This window comes from Moorella thermoacetica, assembly GCF_001267405.1.
In the GTDB taxonomy this organism is placed as follows: Bacteria; Bacillota; DSM-521; order Neomoorellales; family Neomoorellaceae; genus Neomoorella; species Neomoorella thermoacetica.
In genome coordinates this window covers 1,708,937-1,724,926 of the sequence record NZ_CP012369.1, presented here as the reverse complement: position 1 = coordinate 1,724,926, position 15,990 = coordinate 1,708,937, and the positions used below count along the sequence as shown (strand labels likewise).

Genomic DNA, 15,990 nt, shown 5'->3' with positions numbered 1-15,990 from the left:
AGTGAAACTAGTTACTCTGTTAGCGCAGGTAGATACTGACAAGTGTAAAGGTTGCCGTACCTGCGAACGGGTTTGCCCGGTCCTGGCCATCAAGGTCGTGAACCGCAAAGCTGTTGTCGACCCGGAACGCTGTCGGGGCTGCGCCAACTGTGAGCAACGCTGTCCGGACTATGCCGTGACCATGGTTAAACGGGACAAGCCCCTGCAGGTGGGCGTCGATGTGAATGAAGTAAACTACGACGAGGTAGTGGCCCTTTGCGCCAAAGCTAAACTCCACCCGGAGCAGCGCATCTGCTACTGCGTCGGCACCCGGGCTGACGAGGTGGCGGCAGCCATTATCAAGGGCGCCCGGACCCCGGAGGAGATCTCCCTGGTTACCGGCGCCCGGACCGGCTGTACCATTGAATGCATCCAGCCTATCCTGCGCCTGCTGGAGGCAGCAGGATGCGAACTCAAACCTCCCGAGGGCGGCTGGCAGTGGTACGGCAGGACGGCTACGGCCTGGGACCTTCCGGAAGCAGTCAAACAGAAATACGCTTCCCGGGGCTTCTACTTTGAAGAAGACCGGGCCGTCCTGGATAAGTTGGTTGAAGAAGGCATAAAAGGAGGTGACGCCTGATGCGGGCACCCATTAAACCCATTCCCCCGAAACCCTCGCAATATGGCATTGACCCCTCCCTGGTGAAAACCAGGATCGCCGACCTGCCAGGGATGACTTCCGTCAGCCTGAAGGAGCTCTTTCCGGACCTGCCGGAGGTCATCTACCCCGGGGAAAACGGCCTGGCTAAAGTCCGGCAGGCGGCGGAAGAAGCCCTCATGAAAGTCGACATGAGCATGATCAAGCCGGAGCACTCGGTGAACGTCCTGGCCTCCCATCATGGTTTCACCCTTTTAGGTGGCGAGCCCTACGCCGAACTCCTGAAGGCCATTAAGGACGTTATTGAAAAGCGTACCGGTTGCCGGGATATCCGCCTGCGGGCCGGGGTTGGCATGCGCTTCCGGGAGACGGAAGAGTATATTAAACGCTACGGCCTGGACACCTATTACAACGGTAAAGCTACCGGGGTAGCCCCGGTGGATCAGGGTATCCCCATTGAGACAGAAATCGGTACCCTGTATGGTATCAAGAAGGTCTACGACGCCGATTGGATCGTCCACGCTCACCACAGCGACGTCCGGGAGGTCCACTTCCACCGCCAGGTGGACAAGGCCGTGAAGCCCTTCGGTATGTCCTACGCCCGGATTGAAACCCGGTCCACCTATCACCAGAACCTGGGACCGCGGGGGGCGAACTTTGTCGCCCGGGCCATCTTCGACTCCGAGTTTGTCCAGAAGAAGTTCGCCTTTGCGGCCTTCCTTAACATCGCCCCCAACGGTGTCGTCGGCGTAGACGTTGACAACGACCTCTATGCCCTGAACGACCGGGTAACCTTTACCGGTTGCCAGTACTACGGCAAGATCATGACCCTCTTCGGCGAGATCGACGAGTGTATCGCGGCCCTGGACTTCCCCTGCCCGGTACCCTACGTCTTTTCCGCCGGGGTTATCTACGCCAATTTTACCGGCGCCAACATGGATCTCTACGACCTGGATGCGCCCTTACCGCCTTATACCTGGTACACGGAAGCCTTTTACGGCAAGCGGGGTAAACCTCTTCTGAAGGATATCCCGCCCGTGAACCCGGCCATCAAGATGTGCGTCCACAACTACGCCTGGACCGGGTATCCGTCGGCATTCTTCGCCGAGCAGATTCCGACGGTGGTCGTGGGCCAGGAACAGGCCGAGCTCTTTAACCGCGATCCCTTGAACCTCAACTATATGGATTACGCCACGGTGATCAAGAGTACCGAGGCGGCCATGAACTTTGCCTACCGCGCCACCGGCACCCGGAAGGTTATTATCTTCGACGGCGCCATGGGCGGCATCAACGTCAGTGAACCCCTCGCCGAGCTGTTGACCAGAAAGGCTCCAGCCGTGAGCGAACGGGTGGACAACGAGCTCCTGCCTAAATGGCTGCGCCAGCGCGGCGTGGATATGTCGGTCTTAAAGCGGGGCGCATAACTTCTGAGAGGTGCAAGGGCATGTCACTGCCCGGCTAGAGTTTCCTGGATGGGATAGGCGGCATTCTCCACGGAGGATGCCGCTTCCCTCGAGTTTTGCCAATAGATGGTAATAAATGCCATGCCAGAAAATTTCTGAAGGAGGGTCCATTTGTGGCAATTGCTAAAGCCACCACACCTCGAAAGAGTGGCCTGATTGAACCCGGCCCAGGGTATGCTTCTGGTTTCGGCGACCTACCGCGCCACTTGAATGTTAATACCGTCACGGCAGGCATCATTGCCACTGTCTTTGGTTGTACCGGTCCGGCTTTGATTGTGATGAATGCCGCAGCCAATGGTAAATTGACCCAGGCCCAGACCATCTCCTGGCTCTTTTCCATCTATTTCTTTGGCGGCCTGCTGGGCGTGTTGCTGGCTGGTTACTACAAACAGCCCATCAACGGCGCCTACTCGATCCCGGGAGCGGTGATGCTCGCATCAGCCATACCTTTATTCCCCTTTAACCAGGTAGTAGGTGCTTATTTTATTGCTGGCGTTCTGGTACTCTTATTGGGTATTTCCGGCCTCATCGGTAAAGTTATGCGCTGGCTACCAGGACCAATTGTCATGGCTATGATTGCCGGGGCAATGATTCGCTTTGGTACCGGGATTATCACCTCGGTCCAAAAGGCACCCCTGATTGCCGGTATCGGCCTGCTGGTCTACCTCCTTATGTCCCGGTTAACGAAAAAGGTGTCGCCTGTCCTGGGTGCTCTAGTAGCCGGGGTAATCGCGGCCCTCTTTTTTGGCGGTTTTAAATTTTCGGCTGTCAACGTTCAGTGGATTGCTCCTCAGGTATTTTGGCCAGAGTTCAGCCTGGGCTCCTTCTTATCCATTGGTATTCCCCTCGCGGCACTGGTGGTCGGGGCTGAAAACGCCCAGGCCATCGGCGTCCTCATGGCCGAGGGGTATAAACCCCCCATTAATATGATGACCATTGTCAGCGGCATTGGCGGTATAGTGACTTCCTTCTTCGGAGGGCATAATGCCAATATCGCCGGTCCCATGACGGCTATCTGCGCTTCCAGTGAAGCAGGAGAAGATAAAAACGGCCGCTATGCAGCCAGTATCGTTAATGGTGTTACTTTTGGAGCTTTTGGCCTTGTTGCCAGCGTAGCCGTACCCTTTGTCAAGGCTTTGCCGGCGGACCTGGTATCTCTCCTGGCTGGCCTGGCTATGATCGGCGTACTGGTTAGCTCCTTTGAAATGGCCTTTGCGTCTAAAAAGTTTAAAGTCGGAGCGTTCTTTGCCTTGGTCATCGCCATGTCGGGGATCACCGTCTTGAAGATTAGTGCTCCCTTCTGGGCCCTGGTTGGCGGAGTGGTTGTTTCCCTGCTGGTTGAACCCAAAGACTTTGAGTAATGATTAGTTGATAGGGGTTGATAGCCTTGACAGCACGTTATGCCAACCGTATTGAGAAGGCCCGGGAACTGATGATAGAAAAAGACCTGGATCTGCTCTTTGTGGTCAACCGGGAGAACCTGATTTACTTTACCGGCCTGACCCAGATCGAGTGCCTGGCCGTGCTTATCCCCAGGGAGGGAGAACCATGTGCTGTGACCCTCTGGCTGGATGCTGATTATGTAGAACGGGAGTCAGGGCTCACCACCTATGGCTATTACTTTCCACGGGAGAGCCTGGCCAGCAAAGTTGTGGAACGCATCAAGGCCTATGGTTTCAAGGTACCGCGTATAGGTTTTGAACGCTACTTTGTCGATTTTGCCGTCTACGACGGCCTGCGCCGGGCCTTTCCGGAGGCCAGCTTTACCGGGGCAAGCGATCTCTTTTATCGCCTTCGCTCCATTAAAGAACCAACGGAAGTAGAACTCCTGCGGCGGGCGGCGGCGGCCGCCTGCCGCGGCATGGAAGCGGCCATCAAAAGCGTCCGGCCGGGGGTCACGGAGCTGGACATCCTGGCCGAAGCGGAATACGCCATGTTGAAAGCAGGCTCAGGTGGGTCTTCCTTCCGGCCTCAGGTGGTCTCTGGGGAACGGGTCCTCCTGACCCACCCCTGTGCGAGCAATAAAAAGATTGCGCCGGGGGAGGCGGTGGTCATCCACCTGGGCGCGACTTACGAGGGTTACTGTGCCAAGATGTGCCGGACCGTGGCTGTAGGCCGGATCCCTCCGGAGCAAGAAAATATCTACTATCTCCTGCTGGAGGCCCAGGGCCGGGCCATAGCCGCTTTAAGGCCCGGGGTCACGGCAGGGACGGTGGATGCCGCCGCCAGGCAGGTTGTAGAAGTCGCCGGCTATGGCGATAGTTACCTGGAGGTGGTGGGTTACGGCGTGGGCCTGCGCCAGTCGGAGTTCTACCCCATTGTCGGTAGAGGGCGGGAGGAGGTTATCGAGGCCGGCATGGTAGTAGACCTGCTCCTGCCGACCATCTACCGTCCCGGCATTGGCGGGCCCAGGGTGACGGATGTTATCTATGTCGGCCGGGAAAAGAACGAGATCCTGACGGATTACCCGCGGGAACTGGTACGGGTGTAGCCGGGCAGGTAGTTACCCGGGAAGTAGACCTGGGTACCTTGCCCATCCCGGTGTATCCCGAAAAAGAGGCGGCCCCATATCACCCCGGGGTGTGGTGGCGAAGGACCCCGCAACCGGGGTGCTTCTATATGTTTGGTTATAACACTTCACAAGTCCTTCCATTTCCCGCCTGATGTTATATAATAACTTTGTCAGTTTAATTTATAAGCGGAGGGTACCAAGGTGAAAGTAGTGGCTTTTAACGGTAGCCCCAGGAAAAACGGCAACACCTTTGCAAGCTTAAAAATCGTATTGAGTAAGCTTGAACAGGAGGGAATCGAAACAGAACTTATTCAGCTTGGCGGTAAAAGGCTTTCAGGCTGTAAGGCTTGCGGCGGTTGTATCAGGAATAAGGATAAGCGCTGCACCATAACTGACGACGACATGAACACTTTTATTGCCAAGATGATTGAAGCCGATGGTATTATTATCGGCTCCCCGGTTTATTTCGGCAACGTTACGCCGGAGGTTAAAGCCCTGATCGACCGCTCCGGCTTTGTTTCCAGCGCCAACGGGGGTTTGTTTAAGAGAAAGGTCGGTGCCGCTGTCGTAGCTGCGAGGCGGGCGGGGGCTAACTTTACTTATGCCGCCATTAACTTCTTTTTTGGTATAAATCAAATGATCGTACCCAATTCAAGCTACTGGAATATGACCCTTTCCAGGGATATTGGCGATCTGGAAAAAGACGAAGAAGGAAAAAGGACCTTTGCAACCCTGGGCGAAAATATGGCTTGGCTGCTGAAAAAGATGGCTTAAATTCTGCCGCCCCGGTCGGTCGACGCCCGGGGCGCTTTTGTAAGCTTTGCCAGAACTCTTCTTCCGTAATCTTGACCTAAAGGCAGACCCAACCATTTTTGTCGCAAGAGCGCTAATTTAAAATCGGCCACCAGTTCCCGAAGGACCTCATCTTTAGTAGAAGCGTTAACAGCCAGTTCCAGGTCATCCAGGGCAAGAGTAATGGAACCATCATCTTCCGGGAGAGCCTCCCCATCTCCATTCTAGCACATAATGAGCAGAGTATACAGGGATATCAGAGATAAGGTATGCTGGAATAGAGAGATATATTCATGTATAATATTAACATGAAGATAAATTGGAGGTGGTTTATCTCATGAATAAAGTTCCTTTGCAGGTATATCTTGACCAAAGAGTTCATGAACGATTGAGGCAGGTCGCGAAGAAAAAAAAGGTATCCAAGTCTGACCTTGTTAGAAAATATGTTTATCGTGGACTCGAGGAAGATTTGGGTAGGGAGGATCCAGCTCTGGATATTATCGGGATAGGAACAGGAAAAACTTCCGATATAGCACAAAGGCATGATCACTACCTGGTTCTACGGGAAAGGGAGACCTGGAAAGAGTGAAGAAGTTGTTTGTAGATACTTCGGCCTGGGTAGCAGTAGTCAACCGCCGGGATCAGTACCATACCATTGCGGCCCCCTTTTATAAAAAAGCACTGAAAGAATATGGACAGCTTCTAACGACTAATCTGGTGGCTGCTGAAACCTATGTTTTATTACGCCTCGATAGCGGTCTGGATGTAGCGTTGGGCTGGTGGGAGAAAATAAGTGCCTCACTGAAAATCCAGGTTGTCTATATAGATTCAGATATTACAACAGAAGCTGTTAAACTATTGCGCAAATTCGACGATCAAACCTTCTCCTTGACCGATGCTGTATCGTTTAAAGTTATGGAACGAGGGGGGATTGAAGAAGCTTTTGCCTTTGATGTTCATTTTAAAGTAGCCGGTTTTACAATGTTGCCATGAAACCGGTTGCTTTACCTTAGATCTTTACCGCAGATGCTCCAGGATCTGCAGCAGCCGGAAGGCCGGTTCGTCGGTGGTTTTAATGTTTTGCCGGGCGATATCCCGCAGGCGGCGGATGCAGGCGGTATAATCATGATTGAAAATAAATTTGAGGGTAATTTTCTGAGTGCCGGGATCTGGCTGGAGGCGGAGCAGGTCTTGAACCAGACGCCGGGAAACGGCCGGCGCCCAGAGCATGAAGACCGGTTCCCGGTCGGGGAAGTTGGCGGCAGCAAAGGCAGCCGCCCTTTTGATTTTGTGGCTGACCCGCTCTACGGTGGCAGCGTTGCTGTCGCCATAGAGGAGGCCGCGCAGGTGGGTGGCCACCTCGCAGAGGTAGATTTTTTTGCCGTCCGGGTCCAGGGCGACGACGTCGAGCTCGCCGCCACCGTCCAGGTGGCAGTTGTAGACCACGATTTTGCAACCCAAGACGTATTTAAAATAAGAGCCGACCAGGCTTTCACCGATGTCCAAAGGGTACCCTCCATTTGTTAGTTGCCCCGAGGCTGAAGGTACGGCTTCCGGGCTCCGGATGTTTTAGCGGCGGTGGTGGCTGTCTTTATGGAGCGGGCGTCAGTCCCCCCCTGAGGTGCTCCTATGAATTCCATTTATTTCCTCTCACAGCCCCCGAAAGTCCCGCTCCCGGCCGCATAACATGTATAATAGCCGGCTATGCAGGTACATCAGGCTGGCACAGGAGGGACAGCCATGCCAAGGGGCAAATTAAAAAAAGTATTTCCCGGCGGTAATACCTACATGGGGTTTTATTCCTTTTACGATTTCATTATCGAACCCGATGCCACCCGTATCTTTGTCGTTAAGGGCGGTCCTGGCGTAGGCAAGTCAACCTTTATGCGCAAAATCGGGGAAGCCATGCTGGAACGTGGCTTTGACGTGGAATTCCACTGCTGTTCTTCTGATAACGACTCCCTGGACGGCGTGGTTATACCCAAGATCCGGGTAGCCATTATCGACGGCACCGCCCCCCACATCGTAGATCCCAAGAATCCGGGCGCTGTTGATGAAATCATCCACCTGGGTGACTACTGGGACGAGGATAAGATGCGGGCCAGCAAGGAACAGGTCCTCCAGGACAACCAGCGCATCAGCCGCCTGTACCGTATTGCCTACAGTGCTTTGAAGGAAGCCAAGGTTATCCGGGACGAATGGGAAAGCTACGTCGCTGAGAGCATGCTCTGGCCACGGGTCTACCAGGCCAAGGCCGAACTCCTCGAAGCTATTTTTGCCGGCGTAAGGTCCCGCTATAACCAGCCGGCCAGGGAACGCCATCTTTTTGCCACCGCCCTGACCCCCAGGGGCCTGGTAACCGGCAACCTGGAAACCCTGCTCCAGGACGTGCGACGGCTGTATACGGTAGCAGGGGACCCGGGCAGCGGCGTACCGGGGATCCTGGCGACGGTAGCCCGGGTGGCCAACGAAAAGGGCCTTTATACCGAGGTCTACCACTGTCCCTTTGACCCCAACAATATTGACATGGTCATTATCCCGGAGATCCAGGTGGCGGTCATGAACTGGCAGCCACCCCACGCCATCGACCTGCAGGATATCCCGGGCCTCCAGGTGGCCATGGCCCTGGATTTGAATAAGTTTATCGACCGGGAGCACTTAAAACTCTATGGAAATGAGATCGCCAGCGCCATCGTCCGCTATCAAGCCGCCCTGGACCGGGCCATCGCCCATATCCGCGAGGCAAAGATCACCCATGACCACATGGAGAGTTATTATATCCCGGCCATGGATTTTGAAGCCATTAACATTAAGCGGGAAGAAATCCTGCAGCGCATCCTGGGTTACGCAGCCGAGGTCCTGGGCCAGGCGTAAATGAAGAGCCATGTATCGCCCTGGGGCAACCTTAAATAAACAGACTAATCTCTGCCCTGGAGTGTTTCGGGTATGAAGATCATCCTGCCGGAATTTTTACGCTGGCAGCCGGGGGCGGAGCAGTGGGCCGTCCCGGTCAGCGCCTGGGATACCGGCCCCACCAGCTACCTGAGGTTGCGGCGGGTATTGCTGGACGGCCGCCCGGTCGCCGGGCGTAATATTATCTTTCCTGGGGTAATGCCGGTTTACCTCCTGCCTGCCGGGGCCCGGACCTCCGACCCGGCGGCTTACTTAGCCACCCTGGGAAGAGAAGATAAGCGCTACGCCTGTTCGTGGTTGATCCTGAAGACGGCTGGTCTGTCCGCTCTGCAGGTTACCGGCGGTGAACACTCCCTGGAACTGGAGTTTATCACCTTTGCAGGTATGACCTGCCGCGCCGCCACCACCATCCTGCTGGCACCCCTGCCAGCCCATCCCCACTGGCAACCGGTGGAGCTGCAAATGCATAACTCCAGCCACGACGACGGCCACTGGTCGCCGGCAGCAGTAGTAAAGGAACTTGTTGGGCGAGGCTACCGGGCCCTGTATTTCACTCCCCACGCTGATTTGATCGCCGGTTTCTGGGAAGAGTTCGCCGGCCTCTGCCGGGATTTATCAGGCACCATTGCCGTCTTCCCGGGCCTGGAACTAGCTACCAGGAATAGCGCCGGGCACCTCCTTATTTATGGCTTGACGGCCCTAGAAGGCTGGCAGAATGCCAGGAACCCCGGCCAGGTGATTATTGACCGGGTTAACCGCTTACCTGGCCATACCGCCTCGGTAACCGTATCCTACCCCTTCGGTCGGCCTCCCTGGCCCTGGGAGGACGAGCCGGTGGTGGATTACAGTGGTCTGGAGGTCTTTTCCGGCCTGCAGTGGTACTTCGACCTGGAGTCGCGACCCCTGCAACTGTGGCGCAGGGAGGTGGCGCGCCTGTCCGGCAGGGTTTTCTTAACTGGCTATTTGCCTTCGGCCCGAGCCGGTAGCGACTGGCATCAAGTACTCCCCTATCAGGGCTATGTAACTTACGTCTACCTACCCGACAGCTGGGCGGGCCTACCCTGGCAGGAACAGAAATACTTCCTGGACCTGGCCCTGCGGCGGGGGTATACTGTGGCCAGCCGCCGCGGGGGTCTGGCTTATTTTTTAATTAACGGCCAGCCGCCGGGGACTTCAGTCACCCTGCCGCCGGGTGCTATTTTGGAGATCAAAATCTACTGGCAGGGGGTAGTAGAGGGCGATTACCAGTTTTTGCTTTTCCAGGGCTATAAAAATATGGGAAAAGCCATCTGGCAGGCGGAAACCAGAGGCGCTGGAGGGGGGCGCAGGCCTGCTTGGAAAGTTGAACTGGCGGCACCGGGAGAAACATCCTATTACTGGCTCTATGTGTCCGGGCCGGATCAGGTCCTAACCTCACCGGTTTTTTTAAGACCGGCGAGGCGTTAGCAAGCATCGCTTGAAGGGTTAAAAAATTATTGAAACCTGCCGGGAACGATGCTATAATCAAGCCGAATGAGTTAAAAAAGGCGTCCTATGTCAAGGGGGCGCTTTCATCATTACTGGGAGGGAAAAATTAGCACATGGTGGATAGCCGGGAAGCGATTTTACAGAAAGCTACCGACCTGGGAGTCAAGTTTATTCGCCTCCAGTTTACCGATATCTTTGGGGTGCTGAAAAATGTCGCCATCACCCTGGACCAGCTTCCCAAAGCCCTCAATAACGAGTTGATGTTCGACGGGTCCTCTATTGAGGGTTTCGTCCGGATTGAAGAATCTGATATGTACCTGCGCCCGGACCCATCCACCTTTACCATCTTTCCCTGGAAGCCCAATGGCGACGCCGTGGCGCGGTTGATCTGCGACGTTTATAATGCCGACGGCACGCCTTTTATCGGGTGCCCACGCGGGACCTTAAAGCGGGTTATCGCTGAAGCCGAGGCCCTGGGTTATACCATGAATGTCGGCCCGGAGGCGGAGTTTTTCCTCTTCCATACCGACGCCACCGGCCGGCCGACCCTGGAAACCCACGATCGGGCCGGTTATTTTGACCTGACCCCGGTAGACCTGGGGGAAGACGCCCGGAGGGATATGGTCCTGACCCTGCAGCAGATGGGGTTTGAAATCGAGGCCTCCCACCATGAGGTGGCTCCCGGCCAGCATGAGATAGATTTTAAATACGCCGACGCCTTAAGGACGGCCGACAATATCGCTACTTTCAAGTTTGTGGTGCGGACCATCGCCCAGCGCCACGGCCTCCATGCCACCTTTATGCCCAAGCCCATTTACGGCATTGCCGGTTCGGGCATGCACTGCAATATCTCTCTTTTCCGCGCCGGCCAAAATGCCTTTTACGACCCTGACGACGATCTCCAGCTGAGCCAGGTTGCCTACTACTTTATCGGCGGCCTGATAGCCCACGCCCGGGGCATGACGGCAATTACCAATCCCACTGTTAACTCATACAAGCGTCTGGTACCTGGTTACGAAGCCCCGGTGTATATAGCCTGGTCACCTCAAAACCGTAGCCCCCTGATCCGTATCCCCGCCAAGCGGGGCCTGTCAACGCGGCTGGAGGTACGCCATCCCGACCCCTCGACCAACCCCTACCTGGCCATTGCCGTCATGTTGAAGGCCGGCCTGGACGGCATTAAGAACCGTATCCAACCGCCGGCGCCCATCAATGCCAATATTTTTGACATGGAAGCGACTAGACTACGGGCCGAAGGTATCGACCTCCTGCCGGGCACCCTGGATGAAGCCCTGGATGCATTAGAAAAAGACCCCGTTATCCGCGAGGCCCTGGGGCCCCATATCTACCAGCGGTTCATGGAGGCGAAACGCATCGAATGCGAGGAGTACCGCACCCGGGTGCACCAGTGGGAAATCGAACATTACCTGACTAAGTTCTAACCCACATGGTCCTTTTCCCTACGGGACGGTGATCGTGCAGGGATACGCAGGTTAGCACAAAGGTGGTCATTCGGGCTCAAAAGTCCTTCATGATGGGAGCGAAGGGTGAGAGGTCATGGACCGGGTTAGGTGGAGCCATTGTTACCTTGCACGGCTCCGGTGGGTGTTTTTACAGGCTGGGATCGGCTAAAGTAATTGGTTTGGAGGGGTTTTCCATGAGTTACCAGATAGCCATCATCGGCGGTGGCCCCGGCGGTTACGTGGCGGCCATCCGGGCAGCCCAGCTGGGGGCGAAGGTAGTCGTAATCGAACAGGACGCCCTGGGCGGCACCTGCCTCAACCGCGGCTGCATCCCCACCAAAGCCCTGCTGGCCGGGGCGGCCATGGTCAGGGGCATCAAAGGGGCGGCTGCTTTTGGCATAGATGTAGAGGATTACCGGGTAGATTATGCCCGCCTGGCGGCGCGTAAGGACGCCGTGGTCAAGCAGCTTACCGGGGGCATCGCCTACTTATTTAAGAAAAACAAGGTCGACCTCATAAAAGGGCGGGGCTTTCTTAAAGGTCCTGGCCAGATCGAAGTGGCTACGGCCGATGGCACGATAGAAAACCTCCAGGCCGAAAACATCATCCTGGCCACCGGGTCGGAGCCGGCCCTGATTAAGGCCCTGGGATATAACGGCCGCACCGTGGTCACCAGCACCGAGGCCCTGGCCTGGACGGAGGTGCCGGCCGAGCTCCTGATTATCGGCGGCGGGGTCATCGGCTGCGAGTTTGCCACCCTCTTTGCCACTCTGGGGAGCAAGGTCACCATCGTCGAAATGATGCCCGCCATCTTACCCATGATCGACAGTGAGATCTCCAGGCGCTTCAGTATGCTCCTCAAAAAGACCGGGGTGGAAATAAAGACAAAGGCCCAGATAACAGAAGTCAAGGAAGCCGGCGGCCGGGTCCAGGCCACCCTTGCCGACGGCCAGACTATAAACGCCGATAAGGTTCTTATCTCCATCGGCCGCCAGTTCAATACCCGGGGCTTAGGCCTGGAAGATGCCGGCATAACCCTGGGTCCCAAGGGTGAAATCGTAGTTGACGAATACCTGCGGACCAGCGTCCCCGGCATCTACGCCATCGGCGACGTGACCAACAAGATCCAGCTGGCCCACGTAGCTTCGGCCCAGGGCCTGGCGGCGGTGACAACCATCATGGGCCGGCCGACGAAGGTGAACTACGACGCCGTACCTAGCTGCATCTACACCCTGCCGGAGATAGCCGGCGTCGGCCTGACTAAAGAGGCGGCCGAAGGGCGGGGCATGAAGGTTAGGGTCGGCAAATTCCCCTTCCAGGCCAGCGGCAAGGCCCTCTGCAGCGGCGAGACTGACGGCATGGTCAAGATAATCGCCGAGGCAGAGAGCGACCGGGTGGTTGGGGTCTTCATCATGGGTCCCCACGCCACGGAACTCATTGCCGAGGGTGCCCTGGCAGTCAATAAAGGAATAACGGCCGGCGAACTGGCGGCGACCATTCACGCCCATCCCACCCTGTCCGAGGCCGTTATGGAGGCCGCGGAGGCCGTACACGGGCTTAGTATCCATTCATAGGGGCTGGAGGGTACAGGCGAGGGCGACTCGTTTCGCGACGTAAATAAACTTTGCGCGCAGCCGATAGCTTCGCGGCGGTGGCTTAAGCAACTTAAGCGCCAAGTTTGCTAGCTTAAGCACCCTGAGCCCAGAGACTGCATCTTAACCCCTCAGAAGCCAACAAATAATCGCCTGATTTGGTAGGACCCTTTTTCGGAGGAAAACCATGGTTACTTCACCTTCAGGAACAGGGACGCGGCGGATGCCGCCCTGGCTCCATAAACGCCTGCCGGCTTCCGGGGATATAGAGGCCACCCGGCGGCTTCTGGCCGACCTGCACCTTAACACCGTCTGCCAGAGCGCTCGCTGCCCCAACCAGGGGGAGTGTTTCGCCAGCAGGACGGCCACCTTTATGATCTTGGGCAACACCTGTACCCGCAACTGCCGCTTCTGCGCCGTGGAACACGGCCAGCCGGAGGCCATTGATGAGGACGAACCCCGGCGGGTGGCCGAAGCAGCCCGGCGCCTGGGGCTCAAGCACGTCGTCGTTACCTCCGTCACCCGGGACGACCTGCCCGACGGTGGCGCCGGCCACTTTGCCGCCACCATTACTGCCCTGCGCCAGGCCCTGCCGGGGGCCTATATCGAGGTCCTCACCCCGGATTTCCGTGGTAGTCGTGCTGCCCTGGCCGCCGTCGCCCGGGCCAGGCCGGATATCTTTAACCATAACGTTGAGACGGTGCCCCGTCTTTACCCGGATGTCCGGCCCCAGGCCGATTACCGCCGCAGCCTTGACGTTCTAAAACAAATGAAGGAACTGGACGCGACGATCTATACAAAGTCCGGCCTGATGGTCGGCGTGGGGGAAAGCAGGGAAGAGGTCCTGGCAGTAATGGCCGACCTGCGGGCTGTCAACTGTGACATCCTGACCATCGGCCAGTACCTGCGGCCATCCCCCCGGCACTTGGAAATCAAAGAGTATGTCCCTCCAGAGACCTTTACCTGGTATGCCCAAAAAGGCCGGGAGATGGGCTTTCTCTATGTGGCTGCGGGACCCTATGTCCGCAGCTCTTATCACGCCGCTGAGTTTAGCGTGAAGATAGCCGGGGTAAAGTAAAGGGCGGCCACAGCGCATACCATACCTAAAAACAGGGCATCCCCTTGACAAGACCGCCCTTTTCGGGCATAATATATGGTGTCTAGCAGAAAGGGCTCGTAGCTCAGTGGGAGAGCACCTCCTTGACGCGGAGGGGGTCGCAAGTTCAATCCTTGCCGGGCCCACCATCTGAGAAGAAGACCTTTGCTTGAATGCAAAGGTCTTTTTATTGTCAAAAATTAACTTGATGCCAATTTCAGCCGTGGAGCAAGGCCTTGAAAATCCACGTTTTTCAGCACCCCGGTGGGAACAGCTCTGTATACAAACTATAGGCGGCACATATAATAGCAGCACAAGGGGGTGCAGTGCCCATGAACATCACGCTAATTACCGCCAGGCCTATAGATTTTTTACAGGCTGAATTTAATCATAGATTTGGTTATACCGTTGGCCTCCACCTGTGGCAGGCAGGGGGGTTAAATTTCTTCCGCTGTTTCCTGGAAACCGGGAGAGGTCGCCCGTCAAATAGGGATATCAGGCGCTTTCAGGAACAGGTGGCCGAGATTGTGGCCACTTTTATTGTCGAAAGATGGGAAAAGACCCTCCTGGAAAGCCTGCTAACCAGTGAATACGAGGGCCTGGATGAAGAAGCTACAGAAGAGATCTGCCGGCGTGCCCGGGCTATCCTGGATCAGGGTGAGAGCAGCTGCCTTCAGGTTCAGCAAGGGCGGGGGGAGTCCATCTACGGCCGGGTACTGGAGTATTTCCAGGAAAACAGCTGGTTGAACATCGACGGTTTTGTGCGCTTCCGACTGCCCGATTACCTGATGGAGCTGGACCAGGCTCTGGAAGAGGCCGTCGACGAGTACCTGATGGAAAAGGAGTACGACGAGTTTGTCCGCCTTCTGCGTTATTTTGTCGAAGCCCAGGAACCCAGGGTGGAAAAGGTACATGTTATCTTAAGCCCCGGTGGTTTCCAGCTCTATGACGGTGAGAACCGCAACCTCAACGGCGAATATCTGGAAGGCTTTATGGTTGATATGGCTGACAGTGAGTTGAATTATGAAGACCTGTTAATCAGTTCCCTGATAACCATTTCACCACGCCAGGTGATCCTGCATGGGGTGGATAAAGGCCGCTACCAAAATACCATCAGCACTATCATGAGTGTCTTTGGGGACAGGGTTATCCAGTGTAACGGCTGCAGCCGTTGCCTGCAGCCACTGCAAAAGCGTTAGCGACCGTGCTCCGGACTGGCCCCTCGTCACCTTGTTAATTTTTCCAAAGCCGGGCTATCTTGTTTTTTAGCCGGGCTTTTGTTATTATCAGCTTCGGTGGGGTGAGAGGATGTATATTTATGGACGCTGGATTGTAATTCCCCTAATTGGGGCCTTTATAGGGTGGGTAACAAATGTCCTGGCTATTCGCCTTTTATTTCGTCCCCACCGCCCGTTCCAGTTTCTCTTCTGGACCTTCCAGGGATTGATCCCTAAAAGGCGGGCCGAGATTGCCGCCAATGTCGCCCGGGTGGTCGACAAAGACCTGCTCCCCCTGGGAGAAGTACTGGAGCACTTGCGCACCCCAGCCCTGGAAGAGAAGATAACCGAACTGGTGGTAGAGGTGGCCCGGCGGCGGTTGACGGAACGCCTGCCTTCTTTTATTCCAGCTGGTTTAAAGGAAGCGGCCAGCAAGACAATCGAAGAAACCCTGCGCCGGGAAATCCCCCCGGCCCTGGAGGAACTGGAAGGGGAATTGACCTCGTCTATTTCCTCCTTCTCCCTGGGAGATCTGGTGGCCGAAAAGATCAACAAGCTGGATCTGCACCAGGTCGAGAATCTAATTGTGGAGGTAGCCGGCCGGGAGCTGCGGTACATAGAACTCCTGGGTGGTGTCCTGGGCTTCTTTATCGGCCTGGTCCAGGCCTTCGTGGCCGGGCGGTAGTGGCAGGTAATGGCTAAATCTTGACAGCTTCTGGCTGCAATCGCTATAATGTACCTAACAGCGAGGAAGGAGAAGAGGCCCCTGTAACGGTCCTCCAGAGAGGGATGCCCCGGCTGGAAGCATCCCGGACGTCAGCGGGGAGCCGGACCACTC

Annotated in this window: 15 protein-coding genes, 1 tRNA gene and 1 other annotated feature (1 of these 17 running past the window's edge); of the genes, 15 read left to right on the top strand and 1 reads right to left on the bottom strand. The window is 56.1% G+C overall.

Features of this window, described 5'->3' with window-relative positions; translation table 11 throughout:
* Window position 1: 1 nt before the first annotated feature.
* The 7 genes from MOTHE_RS08640 to MOTHE_RS08610 all read left to right on the top strand — a co-directional run bounded on the left by MOTHE_RS08640 (window position 2) and on the right by MOTHE_RS08610 (window position 6,397).
* Window positions 2-619, top strand: coding sequence for a (2Fe-2S)-binding protein (locus MOTHE_RS08640; RefSeq protein WP_011393275.1), 618 nt, complete (start codon window positions 2-4; stop codon window positions 617-619).
* The gene (locus MOTHE_RS08635) at window positions 619-2,061 is read left to right on the top strand and encodes a hypothetical protein (RefSeq protein WP_053094917.1); all 1,443 of its coding nucleotides are present in this window, start codon (window positions 619-621) and stop codon (window positions 2,059-2,061) included. Before MOTHE_RS08640 ends, MOTHE_RS08635 begins: the two co-directional genes overlap by 1 nt.
* Window positions 2,062-2,213: 152 nt before the next feature.
* On the top strand, window positions 2,214-3,461 hold the full coding sequence (locus MOTHE_RS08630) for a benzoate/H(+) symporter BenE family transporter (protein WP_011393273.1): 1,248 nt from the start codon (window positions 2,214-2,216) through the stop codon (window positions 3,459-3,461).
* A gap of 26 nt (window positions 3,462-3,487) precedes the next feature.
* Window positions 3,488-4,591 (top strand): M24 family metallopeptidase, encoded by a 1,104-nt coding sequence (locus tag MOTHE_RS08625; protein WP_011393272.1) that lies wholly within the window; start codon window positions 3,488-3,490, stop codon window positions 4,589-4,591.
* Between the two features lie 222 nt (window positions 4,592-4,813).
* Entirely contained in the window at window positions 4,814-5,386 is a 573-nt protein-coding gene (locus tag MOTHE_RS08620; RefSeq protein ID WP_011393271.1) for a flavodoxin family protein, read from the top strand.
* Window positions 5,387-5,741: 355 nt separating this feature from the next.
* Entirely contained in the window at window positions 5,742-5,993 is a 252-nt protein-coding gene (locus MOTHE_RS08615; protein ID WP_053094916.1) for a CopG family transcriptional regulator, read from the top strand.
* The gene (locus MOTHE_RS08610; RefSeq protein WP_011393269.1) at window positions 5,990-6,397 is read left to right on the top strand and encodes a type II toxin-antitoxin system VapC family toxin; all 408 of its coding nucleotides are present in this window, start codon (window positions 5,990-5,992) and stop codon (window positions 6,395-6,397) included. The genes MOTHE_RS08615 and MOTHE_RS08610 overlap by 4 nt, the downstream gene beginning before the upstream one ends.
* Before the next feature lie 24 nt (window positions 6,398-6,421).
* Here MOTHE_RS08610 and MOTHE_RS08605 read toward each other — a convergent pair whose 3' ends face one another.
* Entirely contained in the window at window positions 6,422-6,910 is a 489-nt protein-coding gene (locus MOTHE_RS08605; protein WP_011393268.1) for a hypothetical protein, read from the bottom strand.
* Between the two features lie 234 nt (window positions 6,911-7,144).
* Between MOTHE_RS08605 and MOTHE_RS08600 the strand changes: the two genes are divergently transcribed.
* From MOTHE_RS08600 to MOTHE_RS08565, 8 genes are all read left to right on the top strand, one after another.
* The gene (locus MOTHE_RS08600; protein WP_011393267.1) at window positions 7,145-8,278 is read left to right on the top strand and encodes a PRK06851 family protein; all 1,134 of its coding nucleotides are present in this window, start codon (window positions 7,145-7,147) and stop codon (window positions 8,276-8,278) included.
* Between the two features lie 72 nt (window positions 8,279-8,350).
* The gene (locus MOTHE_RS08595) at window positions 8,351-9,763 is read left to right on the top strand and encodes a CehA/McbA family metallohydrolase domain-containing protein (protein WP_053094915.1); all 1,413 of its coding nucleotides are present in this window, start codon (window positions 8,351-8,353) and stop codon (window positions 9,761-9,763) included.
* Between the two features lie 134 nt (window positions 9,764-9,897).
* Window positions 9,898-11,226 (top strand): type I glutamate--ammonia ligase, encoded by a 1,329-nt coding sequence (glnA, locus tag MOTHE_RS08590; RefSeq protein ID WP_011393265.1) that lies wholly within the window; start codon window positions 9,898-9,900, stop codon window positions 11,224-11,226.
* A gap of 215 nt (window positions 11,227-11,441) precedes the next feature.
* Window positions 11,442-12,821 carry a dihydrolipoyl dehydrogenase gene (gene lpdA, locus MOTHE_RS08585; protein ID WP_011393264.1) on the top strand — a complete coding sequence of 460 codons (1,380 nt, stop codon included), beginning with the start codon at window positions 11,442-11,444 and terminating at the stop codon, window positions 12,819-12,821.
* Window positions 12,822-13,026: 205 nt separating this feature from the next.
* Complete coding sequence (lipA, locus tag MOTHE_RS08580; protein ID WP_011393263.1) at window positions 13,027-13,917, top strand: lipoyl synthase; 891 nt, start codon at window positions 13,027-13,029, stop codon at window positions 13,915-13,917.
* 92 nt (window positions 13,918-14,009) lie between these two features.
* Window positions 14,010-14,084: transfer RNA gene (locus MOTHE_RS08575), tRNA-Val, on the top strand.
* Window positions 14,085-14,267: 183 nt separating this feature from the next.
* Window positions 14,268-15,134: a putative sporulation protein YtxC gene (gene ytxC, locus MOTHE_RS08570; RefSeq protein ID WP_011393262.1), complete on the top strand. Its 867-nt coding sequence runs from the start codon at window positions 14,268-14,270 to the stop codon at window positions 15,132-15,134.
* A gap of 109 nt (window positions 15,135-15,243) precedes the next feature.
* Window positions 15,244-15,837: a DUF445 domain-containing protein gene (locus MOTHE_RS08565; protein ID WP_011393261.1), complete on the top strand. Its 594-nt coding sequence runs from the start codon at window positions 15,244-15,246 to the stop codon at window positions 15,835-15,837.
* 54 nt (window positions 15,838-15,891) lie between these two features.
* Window positions 15,892-15,990, top strand: a binding site (T-box leader); it runs 122 nt beyond the window's last position.

Coding starts and splice junctions, on each gene's coding strand:
- MOTHE_RS08600 (WP_011393267.1), top strand. CDS start 7,145: ATGCCAAGGGGCAAATTAAAAAAAGTATTTCCCGGCGGTAATACCTAC.
- MOTHE_RS08595 (WP_053094915.1), top strand. CDS start 8,351: ATGAAGATCATCCTGCCGGAATTTTTACGCTGGCAGCCGGGGGCGGAG.
- MOTHE_RS08565 (WP_011393261.1), top strand. CDS start 15,244: ATGTATATTTATGGACGCTGGATTGTAATTCCCCTAATTGGGGCCTTT.
- lipA (WP_011393263.1), top strand. CDS start 13,027: ATGGTTACTTCACCTTCAGGAACAGGGACGCGGCGGATGCCGCCCTGG.
- ytxC (WP_011393262.1), top strand. CDS start 14,268: ATGAACATCACGCTAATTACCGCCAGGCCTATAGATTTTTTACAGGCT.
- glnA (WP_011393265.1), top strand. CDS start 9,898: ATGGTGGATAGCCGGGAAGCGATTTTACAGAAAGCTACCGACCTGGGA.
- MOTHE_RS08635 (WP_053094917.1), top strand. CDS start 619: ATGCGGGCACCCATTAAACCCATTCCCCCGAAACCCTCGCAATATGGC.
- MOTHE_RS08615 (WP_053094916.1), top strand. CDS start 5,742: ATGAATAAAGTTCCTTTGCAGGTATATCTTGACCAAAGAGTTCATGAA.
- lpdA (WP_011393264.1), top strand. CDS start 11,442: ATGAGTTACCAGATAGCCATCATCGGCGGTGGCCCCGGCGGTTACGTG.